General features: G+C 68.8%; 15 protein-coding genes and 1 tRNA gene. 9 read left to right on the top strand and 7 right to left on the bottom strand.

All coding sequences use genetic code 11. The features are described 5' to 3' along the window. Nucleotides 1-3: 3 nt before the first annotated feature. The 3 genes from JL101_RS12210 to tpiA form a co-directional block, all read right to left on the bottom strand. On the bottom strand, nucleotides 4-1,632 hold the full coding sequence (locus tag JL101_RS12210; protein ID WP_203095306.1) for a CTP synthase: 1,629 nt from the start codon (nucleotides 1,630-1,632) through the stop codon (nucleotides 4-6). 108 nt (nucleotides 1,633-1,740) lie between these two features. Then, the gene (gene secG / locus JL101_RS12205) at nucleotides 1,741-2,079 is read right to left on the bottom strand and encodes a preprotein translocase subunit SecG (RefSeq protein WP_203095305.1); all 339 of its coding nucleotides are present in this window, start codon (nucleotides 2,077-2,079) and stop codon (nucleotides 1,741-1,743) included. Nucleotides 2,080-2,200: 121 nt separating this feature from the next. Continuing rightward, the gene (gene tpiA, locus JL101_RS12200) at nucleotides 2,201-2,956 is read right to left on the bottom strand and encodes a triose-phosphate isomerase (protein WP_203095304.1); all 756 of its coding nucleotides are present in this window, start codon (nucleotides 2,954-2,956) and stop codon (nucleotides 2,201-2,203) included. Nucleotides 2,957-3,191: 235 nt separating this feature from the next. Here tpiA and JL101_RS12195 point away from each other — a divergent pair, with 235 nt between their 5' ends. Continuing rightward, the gene (locus JL101_RS12195) at nucleotides 3,192-5,072 is read left to right on the top strand and encodes a peptidylprolyl isomerase (RefSeq protein WP_203095303.1); all 1,881 of its coding nucleotides are present in this window, start codon (nucleotides 3,192-3,194) and stop codon (nucleotides 5,070-5,072) included. A 6-nt stretch (nucleotides 5,073-5,078) separates the two neighbouring features. After that, on the top strand, nucleotides 5,079-6,584 hold the full coding sequence (gene trpE / locus JL101_RS12190; RefSeq protein ID WP_203095302.1) for an anthranilate synthase component I: 1,506 nt from the start codon (nucleotides 5,079-5,081) through the stop codon (nucleotides 6,582-6,584). Nucleotides 6,585-6,647: 63 nt separating this feature from the next. Here the strand turns inward: trpE and JL101_RS12185 are convergent, their stop codons facing one another. From JL101_RS12185 to cueR, 3 genes are read right to left on the bottom strand one after another with little or no spacing between them, the layout of a single operon-like run. After that, a complete protein-coding gene (locus JL101_RS12185; protein WP_203095301.1) occupies nucleotides 6,648-6,860 on the bottom strand; it encodes a heavy-metal-associated domain-containing protein in 213 nt (70 codons plus the stop codon). A 56-nt stretch (nucleotides 6,861-6,916) separates the two neighbouring features. Beyond that, nucleotides 6,917-8,059: a divergent polysaccharide deacetylase family protein gene (locus JL101_RS12180; protein WP_203095300.1), complete on the bottom strand. Its 1,143-nt coding sequence runs from the start codon at nucleotides 8,057-8,059 to the stop codon at nucleotides 6,917-6,919. 3 nt (nucleotides 8,060-8,062) lie between these two features. After that, a complete protein-coding gene (gene cueR / locus JL101_RS12175; RefSeq protein ID WP_203095299.1) occupies nucleotides 8,063-8,473 on the bottom strand; it encodes a Cu(I)-responsive transcriptional regulator in 411 nt (136 codons plus the stop codon). A 254-nt stretch (nucleotides 8,474-8,727) separates the two neighbouring features. Between cueR and JL101_RS12170 the strand changes: the two genes are divergently transcribed. The 7 genes from JL101_RS12170 (at nucleotide 8,728) to JL101_RS12140 (ending at nucleotide 14,580) form a co-directional block, all read left to right on the top strand. Continuing rightward, nucleotides 8,728-9,321 carry an anthranilate synthase component II gene (locus tag JL101_RS12170; protein WP_203095298.1) on the top strand — a complete coding sequence of 198 codons (594 nt, stop codon included), beginning with the start codon at nucleotides 8,728-8,730 and terminating at the stop codon, nucleotides 9,319-9,321. Beyond that, nucleotides 9,318-10,355 (top strand): anthranilate phosphoribosyltransferase, encoded by a 1,038-nt coding sequence (trpD, locus tag JL101_RS12165; protein WP_203095297.1) that lies wholly within the window; start codon nucleotides 9,318-9,320, stop codon nucleotides 10,353-10,355. The genes JL101_RS12170 and trpD overlap by 4 nt, the downstream gene beginning before the upstream one ends. Further along, nucleotides 10,352-11,155 carry an indole-3-glycerol phosphate synthase TrpC gene (gene trpC, locus JL101_RS12160; RefSeq protein ID WP_203095296.1) on the top strand — a complete coding sequence of 268 codons (804 nt, stop codon included), beginning with the start codon at nucleotides 10,352-10,354 and terminating at the stop codon, nucleotides 11,153-11,155. Before trpD ends, trpC begins: the two co-directional genes overlap by 4 nt. After that, nucleotides 11,152-11,634, top strand: coding sequence for a cyclic pyranopterin monophosphate synthase MoaC (gene moaC / locus JL101_RS12155; protein WP_203095295.1), 483 nt, complete (start codon nucleotides 11,152-11,154; stop codon nucleotides 11,632-11,634). The genes trpC and moaC overlap by 4 nt, the downstream gene beginning before the upstream one ends. Continuing rightward, nucleotides 11,631-12,845 (top strand): molybdopterin molybdotransferase MoeA, encoded by a 1,215-nt coding sequence (locus JL101_RS12150; protein WP_203095294.1) that lies wholly within the window; start codon nucleotides 11,631-11,633, stop codon nucleotides 12,843-12,845. Before moaC ends, JL101_RS12150 begins: the two co-directional genes overlap by 4 nt. A gap of 131 nt (nucleotides 12,846-12,976) precedes the next feature. Continuing rightward, on the top strand, nucleotides 12,977-13,696 hold the full coding sequence (lexA, locus tag JL101_RS12145) for a transcriptional repressor LexA (protein WP_203095293.1): 720 nt from the start codon (nucleotides 12,977-12,979) through the stop codon (nucleotides 13,694-13,696). 143 nt (nucleotides 13,697-13,839) lie between these two features. Next, the gene (locus JL101_RS12140) at nucleotides 13,840-14,580 is read left to right on the top strand and encodes a class I SAM-dependent methyltransferase (RefSeq protein WP_203095292.1); all 741 of its coding nucleotides are present in this window, start codon (nucleotides 13,840-13,842) and stop codon (nucleotides 14,578-14,580) included. 40 nt (nucleotides 14,581-14,620) lie between these two features. Here JL101_RS12140 and JL101_RS12135 read toward each other — a convergent pair. Beyond that, nucleotides 14,621-14,696 (bottom strand) — tRNA-Lys (locus JL101_RS12135). Between the last annotated feature and the right edge of the window lie 87 nt (nucleotides 14,697-14,783).

Below are 14,783 nucleotides of genomic sequence, written 5' to 3'. Positions count from 1 at the left end.
GGATCAGACCAGTCGGCTCTGCTCGATCGCGGCCCGGATGAAGTCGGTGAACAGCGGGTGCGGGTTCAGCGGCTTCGACTTCAGCTCGGGATGGAACTGAACGCCGACGAACCAGGGGTGGCCCGGCAGCTCGACGATCTCCGGCAGGGTCCCGTCGGGCGACAGGCCAGAGAACAGCAGGCCCGCCGATTCCAGCTGGCCACGGAAGTTGATGTTGACTTCGTAGCGGTGACGGTGCCGCTCGCTGATCGTTTCCGACTCATAGATCTCGCGGATCTTCGATCCCTCGACCAGACGGCAGGGATAGGCACCCAGCCGCATGGTGCCGCCCAGGTCGTCGCCGCCGGTGCGGAACTCGGTCTGATTGCCGCGCTGCCACTCGGTCATCAGGCCGACAACGGGGACGACGTCGCGGCCGAACTCGGTCGAGCCCGCGTTCGGCACGTCTGCCATGTGCCGCGCCGCCTCGATCACCGCCATCTGCATGCCGAAGCAGATGCCGAAATAGGGCACCTTGTGCTCGCGGGCGAATTGCACCGCCCGGATCTTGCCTTCCGAGCCGCGCTCGCCGAAACCGCCGGGCACCAGGATGCCGTGGACATGCTCCAGATGCTGGACCGCGTCGTCGGACTCGAAGATCTCCGCGTCGATCCAGTCCAGCTTGACCCGGACATTGTTGGCGATGCCGCCGTGGATCAGCGCCTCGGCCAGCGACTTGTAGCTGTCGAGCAGGCTGGTGTACTTGCCGACCACGGCGATGGTCACCTCGCCCTCGGGCTGGCGGACCGTCTGCACGATCCGGCGCCAGCGGCTCAGGTCCGGCTCGCCGTCGTGGGGCAGGCCGAAATAGCTCAGCACCTGGACGTCGAAGCCCTGCTCGTGGTAGCTGATCGGAACCGCGTAGATCGTGTCCACGTCGAGCGCCGCGATCACCCTCTCCTGCCGGATGTTGCAGAACAGGCCGATCTTCCGGCGCTCGCTCTCCGGGATCGGCCGGTCGGCGCGGCACAGCAGTATCGTCGGCTGGATCCCGACGCTCAGCAGTTCCTTCACCGAGTGCTGGGTCGGCTTGGTCTTCAGCTCGCCGGCCGACGGGATGTAAGGCAGCAGCGTCAGGTGGATGAACAGCGCGCGGTCGGTCCCGACCTCGTTGCCGAACTGGCGGATCGCCTCGAGGAAGGGCGTGCTCTCGATGTCGCCGACGGTGCCGCCGATCTCGCACAGGACGAAGTCCTCGTCCGTGATGTCTGCCCGGATGAACTCCTTGATGGCGTCGGTCACGTGCGGGATGACCTGGACGGTGGCGCCCAGATAGTCGCCGCGCCGCTCGCGCTGAATCACGGTGGAATAGATCCGCCCGGTGGTGACGTTGTCGCTCCGGCGGGCCGAGACGCCGGTGAATCGCTCATAATGGCCGAGATCGAGGTCGGTCTCCGCCCCGTCGTCGGTGACGTAGACCTCGCCGTGCTGGTACGGGCTCATGGTGCCCGGATCGACGTTGAGGTAGGGGTCGAGCTTGCGCAGGCGGACCTTGAAGCCGCGCGCCTGGAGCAGCGCGCCGAGGGCCGCCGAGGCGAGGCCTTTGCCGAGCGAGGAGACGACGCCGCCGGTAATGAAAATGTACCGAGTCATGGTGCCTTGCCGATCCGGGAGTGAACACTGTGCCTGAAATGAGAGAGGCGGCCGACCAGCCGCCTCCCGACCACTTGATGCCCGGCCCTGCTTCCGGGCCCCTGCCGCCTACTGGGAGACGGGCGCCGACGGTGCGGCGGGAGGTGCCGGCGGGGCGTCCGCCGGGGGAGCCGACTGCTGGGGCGCCGGCGGCATCGAATCGATAATCGACCGCGGGCTGGAATGGCTGCCCGCCATCACCGCCAGGACAAGGCTCGTCAGCATGAAGCAGCCCGCCAGGATCGCGGTGGTGCGGGTCAGCAGGTTCGCCGTGCCGCGGGCCGACATCATGCCGCCGCCACCGCCGCCGCCGATGCCCAGCCCGCCGCCTTCCGATTTCTGCACCAGCACCACGCCGATCAGCGAGATCGCGATCAGCAGGTGCACGACCAGAACCACTGCTTCCATGGTTCGGAAACCTTCTCTGAAAAGAAAACCATTCTCAAAAACCGATAAGCGCGCCAGCCGCCCCTTTCGGATGGGCATGGCGCGCCTCCGGCCGATATTTACTAACTCGTCGCCGGTTTCGCTAGCGGCAAGTTTCCGCGATCGCCCAAAAATCGTCGGCCACCAGGCTGGCGCCCCCGACCAGGGCACCGTCCACGTCCTCGACCGCCATCAGTTCCGCGGCGTTGGACGGCTTCACCGAACCGCCGTACAGGATGCGCACCGCGTCGGGCTTCCCGGCCCGGCCGGCGAGGGTGGCGCGGATATGGGCGTGCACCTCGGCCACGTCGGCGGCCGTCGCGGTCTTGCCCGTGCCGATGGCCCAGACCGGCTCGTAGGCGATGACCGTGTTCGCGGCGTCGGCGCCCGCCGGGAGCGATCCCGCCACCTGGGAGGCCACGACGGCCAGCGCCTGCCCCGCTTCCCGCTGCTCCAGCGTCTCGCCGACGCAGACGATGGCGACCAGACCGGCGGCATGGGCGGCCGCCGCCTTGGCCGCGACCAGGGCGTCGTCCTCGCCATGGTTCTGCCGCCGCTCGGAATGCCCGACGATGACGAATCCGGCGCCCGCGTCCGCCAGCATCGGGGCGCCGATGTCGCCGGTATGGGCGCCCGATTCCTTCGGGTGGCAGTCCTGGCCGCCGACCGCGAGAGGCGTACCGGCGACGGCGCCGGCGACAGGATGGACGAGGGTGGCGGGCGGGCAGACCAGCATGTCGAAACCGACCGTCCCGGCCGAGGCCAGCCGGCGGGCCAGGTCGGTCGCCAGTTCCAGCCCGGCGGCGTGGAGGCCGTTCATCTTCCAGTTTCCGGCGATCAGCTTGCGGCGTGCGGGCATGGGCTCCATCTCGTCGTGGGTTGCAGCGAATGTGGGACGCTGTCTAGCAAGCGCGGGCGCGCAATTCCACACCGGCGCGCATCCGCCGGCGGTCCCGGCGGGGGGGGGTGCCCCGGGAAATCCTCTGTTGCCGCTATGGGGACCGGCACCTATGATGCCGCGCCATCGCGGCGGCGCCGTCGCAACGTAGTCATAATTGCCGGTCCGACCGGCCCCGCTTTCAAGACGTTGGAACATGCTTCAAGCCCTGCGCAGCACCGTCGGTTCATGGGTCGTCAAGATCCTGTTCGTCCTCCTGATCCTCAGCTTCGCGGTATGGGGCATCGGCGACATCTTCCGTGGCCGGACCGACACCACCGTGGCCGAGGTCGGGGACGTGAAGATCTCGACCCAGGAACTGGACAACGCCTTCCGCCAGGAGCTGAACAGGCTGCGCCAGATGTTGGGCGGCCAGATCGACGCCGAGCAGGCCCGCCAGCTGGGCTTGGTCGACCAGACGCTGGAGCAGCTCGTCCAGCGGACCCTGCTGAGCCAGGCGGCCGACGAGGCCGGGCTGCGGGTCAGCGACCAGCTCGTGCTGAGCGAACTGCGCGAGGAGCCGGCGTTCCGCAACCAGCTCGGCCAGTTCGATCCGGACCAGTTCCGCCGCATCCTGGCCGCCAATCAGCTGACCGAGGAAGGCTACGTCCAGATCCTGCGCTCGGAGATCAAGCGGACCCAGCTGGTCGGCGCGGTGGCCGCGGGCGCCCAGGCCCCGGCGCCGCTGGTCGAGGACCTGTTCCGCCGGCAGGCCGAGCGTCGGGTCGCCGAGACGATCCTGGTGCCCAACGCCACCATGGGCGACGTCGGCGTGCCCGACGATGCCGCCCTGGCCGCCTTCCATCAGGAGAAGGCGGTCCGCTTCACCGCGCCGGAGTACCGCAAGCTGACGGTCGCCCTGCTGACGGCCGACGACGTCGCCGGCGAGATCGCCGTTTCCGACGAGGACCTGCGGGCCGCCTACGATGCCCGGGCCGCCGAGTTCCAGACGCCCGAGCGCCGGACCGTCGACCAGGTCCTGGTCCAGGACGAAGAGACCGCGCGGAAGATCGAAACGTCCCTCGGCCAGGGCCAGACCCTCGAGGAGGCGGCGGCGGGCGCCGGTGCGGAGGTGCTGACGCTCAACGGCCTCGCCCGCGAGGATCTGCTCGGCGAACTGGCCGAACCGGTGTTCGCCCTCCAGGAAGGGGCGGTCAGCGCTCCGATCCAGAGCCCTCTCGGCTGGCATGTCATGCGGGTCAAGGATGTCGAGCCGGGCAGCGTGCAGACCTTCGAGCAGGTGCGGGACACTCTCCTGGCCGAGCTGAAGCGCGACCGCGCGGTGGACCAGGTCTACGAACTGGCCAACAAGGTCGAGGACGAGCTGGCCGGCGGTGCCAGCATCGAGGACACGGCCCAGCGGCTCGGCCTCCGCGTGACCCAGGTCGAGGCGATCGACGCGACCGGCCGGCGGCCGGACGGCGGCGCGGTGGAAGGGTTGCCCGGCGCCCAGCAGATCGCCCAGGCGGCTTTCGCGCTTCAGCAGGGCGGAACCGGCAATCTGACCGAGATCCAGGGCGGCGACTATTTCATCGCCCGGGTCGACGCCATCACCCCGGCGGCGCTCCGGCCGCTCGACGCCATCCGCGACGAGGTGGTCGCCGCCTGGCAGGCCGAGCAACGCTCCAAGCTGGCGGCCCAGCGCGCCGAGGAAGTGGCTGAGCGGCTGCGGGCCGGCACGCCGGCCACCGAGGCGGCATCCCTGGTGCCGGGCGCCATCGAGGGCGTGACCCCGCCCCTGACCCGGGCCGGCCGCGAAACCGGCGGCCTGCCGCCCGCTTCCGTCCAGCAGCTCTTCGAGATGGCCCAGGGGGAGGTCGCGGTGGCGCCGACCCAGGACGGGCAGCTGGTTATCCGCCTCCGCGACATCCAGCAGGCCGATCCGGCCGCGTCGGAACCGCAGGTGGCGCAGCTCCGCCAGGGCGTCCAGCAGGCCGTCGCGGGCGACCTTCTGGCCCAGTTCACCGACGCGCTGCGTCAGAGCCATGCGGTGTCGATCCACCAGTCCACCGTCGACTCCCTGTTCCAGCGGAACTGATCCACCATGAAGGCCCTGCCCGCCCGTCCCGGCTTTGTCGAAACCTACGGGGCCGGCCGTCCCCAGGTCGTCTGGACCACGCTGGTCAGCGACCTCGAAACCCCGGTCTCGGCCATGATCAAGCTGGCCGATGGCCAGAAGAACTGCTTCCTTCTGGAATCGGTGACCGGCGGCGAGGTACGCGGCCGATATTCCTTCATCGGGCTGAAACCGGACCTGATCTGGCGGTGCCGGCGCGACAAGGTGGAGATCAACCGGCGAGCCCGGTTCGACGCCCAGGCGTTCGAGCCGACCGGCGAGCCGCCGCTCCAGGCCTTGCGCGGACTGCTGGCGGAAAGCCGGATCGACCTGCCGGCCGAGCTGCCGCCCATGGCGGCCGGGCTGTTCGGCTATCTGGGCTACGACATGGTCCGGCTGATCGAGCGGCTACCCGACGACAACCCGGACATGCTCGGCATTCCGGACGCGATCCTGATGCGGCCGACCATCATCGCGGTGTTCGACGGGATCCAGAACCAGATCACCCTGGTCACGCCGGTCTGGCCGTCTGCCGGCCTGGATGCCGAGGCCGCCTACGACCTGGCCCTGGAGCGGCTGGGCGACGCCATCTCGGACCTGGAGCGCAACCTGCCCTACCGGCGCGAGGCGACGGCGGTGACGCGGGCCCTGCCGGAGCCGGTGTCGAACACCACGCGCGAGGAATATCACGCGATCGTCGAGCGGGCGAAGGAGTACATCCGGGCCGGCGACGTGTTCCAGGTCGTGCCCTCGCACCGGTTCAGCGTCCCGTTCGAGCTGCCGCCCTTCAGCCTGTACCGGGCGTTGCGGCGGCTGAACCCGTCGCCGTTCCTGCTGTACCTGGATTTCGAGGATCTCAGCATCGTCGGGTCCAGCCCGGAGATCCTGGTGCGGCTGCGGGACGGCAAGGTGACGATCCGCCCGATCGCCGGCACCCGCAAGCGTGGCGCCACGCCGGAGGAGGACAAGGCCCTCGCGGCAGACCTGCTGTCCGATCCCAAGGAACTGTCGGAGCACCTGATGCTGCTCGACCTGGGCCGCAACGATGTCGGGCGCGTGGCCGAGATCGGCTCCGTGACGGTGACGGAACGCATGGTGATCGAGTACTACTCCCACGTCATGCACATCGTTTCGAACGTCGAAGGAACGATCGACCCGAAATACGACGCGCTGGACGCGCTGTTCGCAGGATTTCCCGCCGGTACGGTATCGGGAGCGCCCAAGGTGCGGGCCATGGAGATCATCGACGAGCTGGAGAAGGCCCGGCGCGGGGTCTATGGCGGCTGCGTCGGCTATTTCGGCGCGAACGGCGCCATGGATACCTGCATCGCGCTGCGCACCGCCGTGCTGAAGGACGGCGTGATGCATGTCCAGGCCGGCGGCGGCGTGGTCGCCGACAGCGATCCGGAATCCGAGTACCAGGAAACGGTGAACAAGTCCCGCGCGCTGATCCGTGCGGCGGAAGAGGCCGTCAGGTTCGCCTCGTCGCGGTGACCATCGCGGTGACGCGGCCGGCGGGAAGCCGGCCGCTCCTCCCGGCGCAGCGGGCGACGGCGGTCAGGCCGCCGACGCCACGCCGTCGAAATCGAACCCGGCGCCTTCGACAGCGTCCTTGACGGCGTCCGCCGACAGGCTGCCGTCCACCGCGACGGTACCGGCCGCCAGGTCGACCTCGACCTTCGCCTGCCCGTCCTTGGCGATGATGGCATTGGTGACCGACCGGGCGCAGCCGCCGCAGGTCATTCCGGATACCTTGTACGTCGTGCTCATGGTTCTCTCCTCGGTGCTTCTGGTTGGATAGTGGACATCGCTTCAGCCGTGGGGCTTCAGCCGTTGGGCTGGCGGTGCTTCAGGACGGCGCTCACGGGCACCAGCGCGAAGCCGCGCGCAGCGACGGCCGGAAGCCATTGCGCCAGCGCGTCGACCGTGGCGTCGTGCGGGTGGCCGATCGCGACGGCGTAGCCCTGCCGCCTGGCCACGGCCTCGACCTTCGCGAGGCTGGCCCGCACCGACGCGGGGCTCATGTCGTGGTCCAGGAAGACATCCCGGCCGACGGTCGGCACCTGCAGTTCGCGGGCGATGCCGGAGGCGACGCTACGCGTCGTGGTGCGGCTGTCCAGGAACATCAGCCCGCGCCGGTGAAGCTCCGACAGGACGGTACGCATGCCCGGCCGGTCCTCGGTGAACCGGCTGCCCATGTGGTTGTTGATGCCGATATACCCGTCGAACGCCTTCAGGCCCTGTTCGAGCCGCCGCAGCAGCTCTCCGCTGCCGGCGCTCACCGTCATGGCGCCCGGCCCGGGATCTATGTCGCCGCCCTGGGGCTCCATCGGGATATGGACCATCAACTCGTGCCCGGCCGCGCGGGCCGCCCGGGTCTGCCGGGGCAGGTCGTTGGCATAGGGCAGCCACGCCAGGGTCAGCGGCCCCGGCAGCCCGACGACGCGGGCGCTCCTCTTGCGGTCGAGCCCCATGTCGTCGATCACGATCGCGATCATCGGACCCGAATGGGGCACCGTGAACGGCAGGGCGTTCTTCAGCCACGCGGGCGTCCCGGGAGCCACCTGGGCGGGCGGCACGGCGGGCGCCATGGGCGGCGGCAGCACGGAGGCCAGGATGGCCGGCGCCGGAACCGGCTTGACCGCCTGGGCCGGCGGCGGGGACTCGGGCGGAACGGCCTCCGCGGGCGTGGAAAGACGGGGAGGTTCGACCGGCGGCGTCTCGATCCGCGGAGCGGTCGGACGCACCGGCGCGGGACGGACGGTCGCGACCTGTGCCGGGGGGCGCTCCGGCTCGTGGCGGTACACGAAGCCGAATATCGCGCCGGCTCCGAACGTGGCGGCGATCGCCGCGGCGGCCAGGGCCACCGGCCTGATGCGGCCGCCGAGCGCCCTCAGCGCGACTCCCCTGGGCAGGGATCTCGGCCGGGCGCGCCGCGGTTTCGACGGTTTGGACTTGGAAGAGGCCATGGGTCAGGCGCAATGCTCCGCCGACGTGGGTGTCGCCAGCGATTCGAGGATGGGACAGTCCGGTCGATCGTCGCCGTGGCAACGGTCCACCAGCGTGAGCAGCGATTCGCGGATGCTGCGCAGTTCGGCGATCTTCGCGTCGATCTCCGCGATGTGGCCGCGCGCGAGGGCCTTCACGTCGGCGCTGGCCCGGCTGCGGTCGCGCCACAGGGCCAGCAGGCTGCCGACGTCCCGGACGGAGAACCCCAGTGATCGGGCATGCGACACGAAGCGCAGGGTCTGGACCTCCTCCTCCGTGTAGACGCGATAACCGTTGGAGCTTCGGCCTGCCGACGAGATCAGGCCGATGCTCTCGTAATAGCGGATCGTCTTGGCCGGTACGCCCGACCGTTTCGAAGCCGTTCCGATGTTCATTGACCAGGTTCCCCATTCGACAGCGCGTTACGATCGGTCGTGATCGTTAACGGATCGTTACTCCACGGAGCTTGCCCATGCGTCCCGTGCCACATCCCGATATGGGGCTTCCAGTGGTGGGAAGGTCAAGGCCCAACCCCATGAACCCCGCCCTATGATCCCTGCCGCGGCCCAAGCGGCGCGCTGGAAATCCGCGGGCGCGCCTTGTAGGGTATCGGCTCACTGTTTCCCATTTGTTTGCCGCGGATTGCCGCATGCTGCTGCTGATCGACAATTATGACAGTTTCACCTACAACCTCGTCCATTTCCTGGGGGAACTGGGCGCCGAGATCGTGGTGAAGCGCAACGACGCACTGACGGTGGCACAGGCGCTCGATCTGCGCCCCGACGGCATCGTGCTGTCTCCCGGTCCCTGCGACCCCGACAGGGCCGGCATCTGCCTGGACATGATCGCCGCCGCCGCCGAACGGCACTTGCCGCTGCTGGGCGTCTGCCTGGGCCATCAGGCCATCGGGCAGGCGTTCGGCGGGCACGTGGTCCGGGCGCCGGCGCCGATGCACGGCAAGATCAGCATGATGAGCCATTCCGGAGAGAGCGTGCTGGCGGGATTGCCCTCGCCCTTCCCGGCGACCCGCTACCATTCCCTGATCGTCGAGCGCGAGACCCTGCCCGACTCGCTCAAGGTGACGGCGGAGAGCGAGGACGGCCTGATCATGGGCCTGATGCACCGCGAGCTGCCAATCCACGGCGTGCAGTTCCACCCGGAAAGCATCGCGTCCGAGAACGGCCACGCGCTGCTGGCGAACTTCGTCCGGATGACCGGCGCCCCGGCGGAGCACGCGGCATGACGGCCGACATGTCGGACATGAAGGCGATCCTGGCCGGCGTTGCCGCAGGCCGGCGCCTCGGCGAGTCGGAGGCCGAGCTCGCCTTCGACATCATCATGTCGGGCAACGCGACGCCGGCGCAGATGGGCGGCTTCCTGATGGCGCTTCGGGTGCGCGGCGAGACGGTGGAGGAGATCACCGGCGCCGCCCGCACCATGCGGGCCAAGGCGGTGCCGATCAAGGCCCCTCCCGGAACGATCGACACCTGCGGCACGGGCGGCGACGCGTCCGGCACCTACAACATCTCGACCGCGACGGCCCTGGTGGTGGCATCCTGCGGCGTCCCGGTCGCCAAGCACGGCAACCGTGCGGCGTCGAGCAAGTCCGGCGCCGCCGACGTGCTGACCGCGCTGGGCGTCGACATCGAGTGCGAGATGGCCCTGGTGCAGCGGGCGCTCGACGAGATCGGCATCTGCTTCCTGATGGCGCCGAGGCACCATACGGCCATGCGCAACGTGGCGGGAACGCGGGTCGAGTTGGGAACCCGGACGATCTTCAACCTGATGGGGCCGCTGTCGAACCCGGCGGGCGCCAAGCGCCAGCTTCTCGGCGTCTTCTCCAAGGAATGGCTGGAGCCGATCGCCCAGGTCCTGGCCCGGCTGGGATCGGAAACCGCCTGGGTCGTCCACGGCTCCGATGGGTTGGACGAACTGACCACCACCGGCGCCTCCCATGTGGCGCAGCTGAAGGACGGCGTGGTCACCCGGTTCGACATCGATCCGTCGCAGGCCGGGCTGCTGCTGTCCAGTCCCTCCGACCTTAAGGGCGGCGACGCCGCGACGAACGCCGAGGCGCTGAACGCGGTCCTGGCCGGCGCCCACGGGGCCTACCGCGACATCGTGCTGCTGAACAGCGCGGCGGCCCTGCTGGTCGCCGGCAAGGCCCCGGACCTGGCCGGAGCCGTTGCCCTGGGCCGGGACGCCATCGACAGTGGCCGCGCACGGACCGTGCTCGACCGCCTGATCGCCATCACCAACAGCGGAGGCTCGGCATGAGCGACGTCCTCACCCGCATCTGTGCCGACAAGCGCGCCCATGTGGCGGCGCGGCGCGCCGAGCGCAGTTTCGCCGAGATCGACCGCGCCGCCCTGAAGGCCGACCCGCCGCGGGGCTTCACGGCATCCCTGCGCCGGAAGCTGGCCTCGGGAGACTATGGCCTGATCGCAGAAATCAAGCGAGCATCACCGAGCAAAGGGTTGATCCGGCAGGATTTCAACCCGGCGGAGCTGGCGCGGGCCTATCAGGCCGGCGGGGCCGCGTGCCTGTCCGTGCTGACCGACATCCCCTATTTCCAGGGCCAGGATTCATTCCTGGTGGAAGCCCGTGCGGCTTGCGAATTACCGTGTCTTCGCAAGGACTTCATGCTTGATCCTTATCAGGTGGTTGAAGCGCGGGCACTGGGGGCCGACTGCATCCTGCTGATCATGGCCGCCCTTGACGACGCGACGGCCCGCGAGTTGGCCGAGGTGGCGGCTCGCTACGGCATGGACGTCCTGGTGGAGGTCCACGACGGCGTGGAACTCGACCGCGCACTTGATCTTCCATGTGAACTGATCGGCATCAATAACAGGAATCTCAAGACGTTGACGGTCGATCTTGCCGTCACGGAGGAACTGGCGGCACGTGTTCCCGCGGACCGCCTGCTGGTCAGCGAGAGCGGTCTCTACGGGCCCGAGGACCTGGAGCGGATGGACAGGGCCGGCGCCCGCTGCTTCCTGGTCGGCGAGAGCCTGATGCGCCAGTCCGATGTGACGGAGGCCACCCGGTCCCTGCTGACCCGCCGGGCCGCCGCATGACCGGCGGCTTCACGCATTTCGACGCCGAGGGACGCGCCGTGATGGTCGACGTCTCCGACAAGGACGAGACGGAGCGGACGGCGACCGCCACCGGGTCGGTCTTCATGGCGGCGGAGACCCTGGCCCTGATCCTGTCCGGCGGGGTGGAGAAGGGCGACGTGCTGTCCGTCGCGCGGCTCGCCGGGATCATGGCGGCCAAGCGGACGCCCGACCTGATCCCGCTCTGCCACCCGCTGGCGCTGACCTCGGTCAAGCTGGACCTGACCTGCGACCCCGGCCGCAACGCCGTGGACATCACGGCGACCTGCAAGCTGAAGGGCCGCACCGGCGTCGAGATGGAGGCCCTGACGGCCGTGTCGGTCGCGGCTCTCACCGTCTACGACATGTGCAAGGCGGTGGACCGCGCCATGACCATCGGCGACGTGCGGCTGGCCCATAAGGCGGGCGGAAAGAGCGGCGAGTACGGGACTCCGCGATGATCTCCGTCGCCGAAGCACGGTCCCGCGTCCTCGCCGCCTTGTCGCCACTGCCGGCCGAACTGGTCGGACTGACCGAGGCGCTCGGCCGCGTGACGGCGGAGGACGTGACCGCCCGGCTCACCCAGCCGCCGGTCTCCATGTCGGCGATGGACGGCTATGCGGTGCGGTGCGCCGACGTGGCGCAGATCCCCGCGAAGCTGCGCCGCATCGGGGAAGCTCCGGCCGGAAACGCCTTCAGGGGGCATGTCGGTCCGGGAGAGGCGGTCAGGATCTTCACGGGCGCGCCGATGCCCGACGGGGCCGACGCCGTCGTCATGCAGGAGGACACCGAGTCGGACGGCGCCACGGTCACCGTCCTCCGGTCGGTCGGTCGCCACCGGCATGTCCGGCTGGCGGGGATCGATTTCCGGCAGGGGCAAGTCGGTATACCGGCCGGACGCATGCTCACGGCGCGGGACATCGGGCTTGCCGCCGCGATGAACTGGCCCTGGCTCCGCGTCCGCCGCCGCCCCCGGGTCGCGATCCTGGCGACGGGCGACGAGATCGTGCTTCCCGGGGAGGCTCTCGGGCCGGGCCAGATCGTCAGCTCGAACGCCTTCGCCCTGGCCGGCCTGATCACGGCCTGCGGCGGCGTTCCGGTCAATCTGGGCGTGGCCCTGGACACGCCGGAGTCGCTGGCCCGACTCGTCGCGGGTGCCGAGCGGGCGGACATCCTGGTCACGTCCGGCGGGGCCTCGGCGGGCGAGTATGATCTCGTGCGCGCCGTGCTGGGCGACCGCGGCATGGACCTGGATTTCTACAAGATCGCCATGCGGCCGGGCAAACCGCTGATGTTCGGCCGGCTGGGCGATGTGCCGGTCCTGGGCCTGCCCGGCAATCCGGTGTCGAGCCAGGTCTGCGCCATCCTGTTCCTCAGGCCGGCGCTCCGCCGCCTGCTCGGGCTTCCGGCGGAGGAAGGATCGCGCCGCACCGCAGTCCTGGGGCGTCCCGTCAAGCAGAACGACCAGCGCGAAGATTACCTGAGGGCATCGCTGAGTATCGGCCCGGACGGCGAACTGGTCGCCAACCCCTTCGAATCGCAGGACAGTTCGCTGCTGACGGTGCTTGCCCGGGCCGACTGCCTGGTGGTCCGCCCGCCCTTCGCGCCGGCCGCATCGGCCGGCGACACTGTCGAATTTCTTCCCCTGGGCGGCGGAGTCCTGAGTCTTTAGGTGACCGGACCTGCCGGACAAGGGTAAAAATGTTCAGCGAATGCTTGACGCCTTCCGCGAACCAAACTAGAACATAGATTGATGTTTTTGTTTTGTTCTGGACCGGTTGGTCCCGCGCGCAGGGGGCGTAGATGCTGACACGTAAACAATACGAGCTTCTGCTCTTCATCAACGACCGGCTGGGCGAAGGCGGGGTCTCGCCCTCGTTCGACGAGATGAAGGATGCCCTGGGATTGAAGTCGAAGTCGGGTATCCACCGGCTGATCACCGGGCTGGAGGAGCGCGGTTTCATCCGTCGCCTGCCCCACCGTGCCCGCGCGCTCGAGGTGCTCCGGCTGCCGGAAGGTGCGGAAGCCGGTGCGGCCCGCCAGCAGCAGCGCGCGCCCGACCGCCCGAAGTTCCAGCCCAACGTCATCAAGGGCGATTTCACCGGCGCCCTGGCCGGCCGCGAGGCCAGCACCGAGGCCGAGGCGATCCAGCTTCCGCTCTACGGTCGGATCGCTGCCGGTACGCCGATCGAGGCGCTGCGCGACAACAGCGCCATGATCAACGTCCCGGCGACGATGCTGCCCCCCGGTGACCACTACGCGCTGGAAGTCGCCGGTGACAGCATGGTCGAGGCCGGCATCCTGGACGGCGACACGGTCATCATCAACCGGTGCGACATGGCCGACAGCGGCACGATCGTCGTGGCGCTGATCGACGAGCACGAGGTGACCTTGAAGCGCCTTCGGCGCAAGGGCCAGACCGTGGCGCTGGAACCGGCGAACCCGGCCTTCGAGACCCGCATCTTCGGTGCCGACCGGGTGCGCGTCCAGGGCCGCCTGGTGGGCCTGCTGCGGCGTTACTGAAGCGAAGTCGTCAGGTCGCCGCCGTGAGGGGCGGATTGGGGAGCCTTGCGAGGCTCTACGGTCCGCCCTTTTCGTTTACGAATGCGCGGTAGTCTGGTCCGCGATACGCCACTCCGGGCGGACGATGCTGACTGGACCGCTTCATGGAAGTTTCCCGACTCTTCCGGATCTATCAGGAGCATGTCGAGGACCAGATCGAAGGCTGGTTCTACAATCATGACATCCTGCTGTTTTGGTTGATCGACTTCATCCAGAAGCAAGGCGGATTCCGCGGCGACACCTGCGAGCTTGGGATCTACAAGGGGAAGTCCGCGGTCGCGCTCGGCCTGCTGGCGCGCGCCGACGAGACCGTGTTCTGCTTCGACGCCTTCCATGAGGTTTCCCGGGCCGTGGCCGAAGCGAACATCCTCCGGTGCTGTCCGGAACTCGGAAGCAGGCTGGTATGCGTCGCCACGGATCTCCGGCAACTGGAGGGACCTCCTGACATGGTCGAGCGAGGCAGCCTCCGCTTCCTCCACCTGGATGCCGTCCATGACCATCCCTCGGTCCTGAACGACCTGAACAACTTCGCGCCCCTGCTCACGGGTCAGGGCGTGGTCGCCTTGGACGACTGCTTCGATCCGGAATGGCCGGGCGTTCCCACGGCCATGGCGGAATTCTGCCTGTCGCCGGAAGGCCGCCACATCCGCCCCTTCGCCGCCTCGCGAGCCAAGATGTACCTGTGTGTGCGCCACATGGTTCGGACGTACCAGCGCTGCATCGTCACGAGCGGGTTGATCAGCGACATGTCGCTGGAGCGTGTCCTGGACGGATCGGTGCTGCGCTGCTTCACCAACTGGCCGGTACCGCCCGAAACTCTGCTGAAGCAGCTTGATGCAGACTAACCAAAAGCCCCCGGAAACCGTTGGTCTCCGGGGGCTTTTTTGGTGAGCGCGCTGGGGTTCGAACCCAGGACCTACTGATTAAAAGTCAGTTGCTCTACCAGCTGAGCTACACGCTCTCAGGGTCGGGGCGGAACATAGGGGCCGGGACCCTTCCGGTCAACCTGCATTTACCCTGATCCGCCCGGAGACGACGGTGCGGGCGC

Origin of the sequence: Skermanella rosea, assembly GCF_016806835.2 — a bacterium.
Taxonomy (GTDB): Bacteria; Pseudomonadota; Alphaproteobacteria; order Azospirillales; family Azospirillaceae; genus Skermanella; species Skermanella rosea.
This window is presented reverse-complemented; position numbering and strand designations above follow the sequence as displayed.

Excerpts from the sequence above, each read along its gene's own strand:
- JL101_RS12150 (WP_203095294.1), top strand. The coding sequence starts at position 11,631 with ATGATCTCCGTCGCCGAAGCACGGTCCCGCGTCCTCGCCGCCTTGTCG.
- lexA (WP_203095293.1), top strand. The coding sequence starts at position 12,977 with ATGCTGACACGTAAACAATACGAGCTTCTGCTCTTCATCAACGACCGG.
- tpiA (WP_203095304.1), bottom strand. The coding sequence starts at position 2,956 with ATGCCCGCACGCCGCAAGCTGATCGCCGGAAACTGGAAGATGAACGGC.
- JL101_RS12180 (WP_203095300.1), bottom strand. The coding sequence starts at position 8,059 with ATGGCCTCTTCCAAGTCCAAACCGTCGAAACCGCGGCGCGCCCGGCCG.
- trpD (WP_203095297.1), top strand. The coding sequence starts at position 9,318 with ATGACGGCCGACATGTCGGACATGAAGGCGATCCTGGCCGGCGTTGCC.
- trpC (WP_203095296.1), top strand. The coding sequence starts at position 10,352 with ATGAGCGACGTCCTCACCCGCATCTGTGCCGACAAGCGCGCCCATGTG.
- secG (WP_203095305.1), bottom strand. The coding sequence starts at position 2,079 with ATGGAAGCAGTGGTTCTGGTCGTGCACCTGCTGATCGCGATCTCGCTG.
- moaC (WP_203095295.1), top strand. The coding sequence starts at position 11,152 with ATGACCGGCGGCTTCACGCATTTCGACGCCGAGGGACGCGCCGTGATG.
- trpE (WP_203095302.1), top strand. The coding sequence starts at position 5,079 with ATGAAGGCCCTGCCCGCCCGTCCCGGCTTTGTCGAAACCTACGGGGCC.
- JL101_RS12210 (WP_203095306.1), bottom strand. The coding sequence starts at position 1,632 with ATGACTCGGTACATTTTCATTACCGGCGGCGTCGTCTCCTCGCTCGGC.
- JL101_RS12185 (WP_203095301.1), bottom strand. The coding sequence starts at position 6,860 with ATGAGCACGACGTACAAGGTATCCGGAATGACCTGCGGCGGCTGCGCC.
- JL101_RS12195 (WP_203095303.1), top strand. The coding sequence starts at position 3,192 with ATGCTTCAAGCCCTGCGCAGCACCGTCGGTTCATGGGTCGTCAAGATC.
- JL101_RS12170 (WP_203095298.1), top strand. The coding sequence starts at position 8,728 with ATGCTGCTGCTGATCGACAATTATGACAGTTTCACCTACAACCTCGTC.
- JL101_RS12140 (WP_203095292.1), top strand. The coding sequence starts at position 13,840 with ATGGAAGTTTCCCGACTCTTCCGGATCTATCAGGAGCATGTCGAGGAC.
- cueR (WP_203095299.1), bottom strand. The coding sequence starts at position 8,473 with ATGAACATCGGAACGGCTTCGAAACGGTCGGGCGTACCGGCCAAGACG.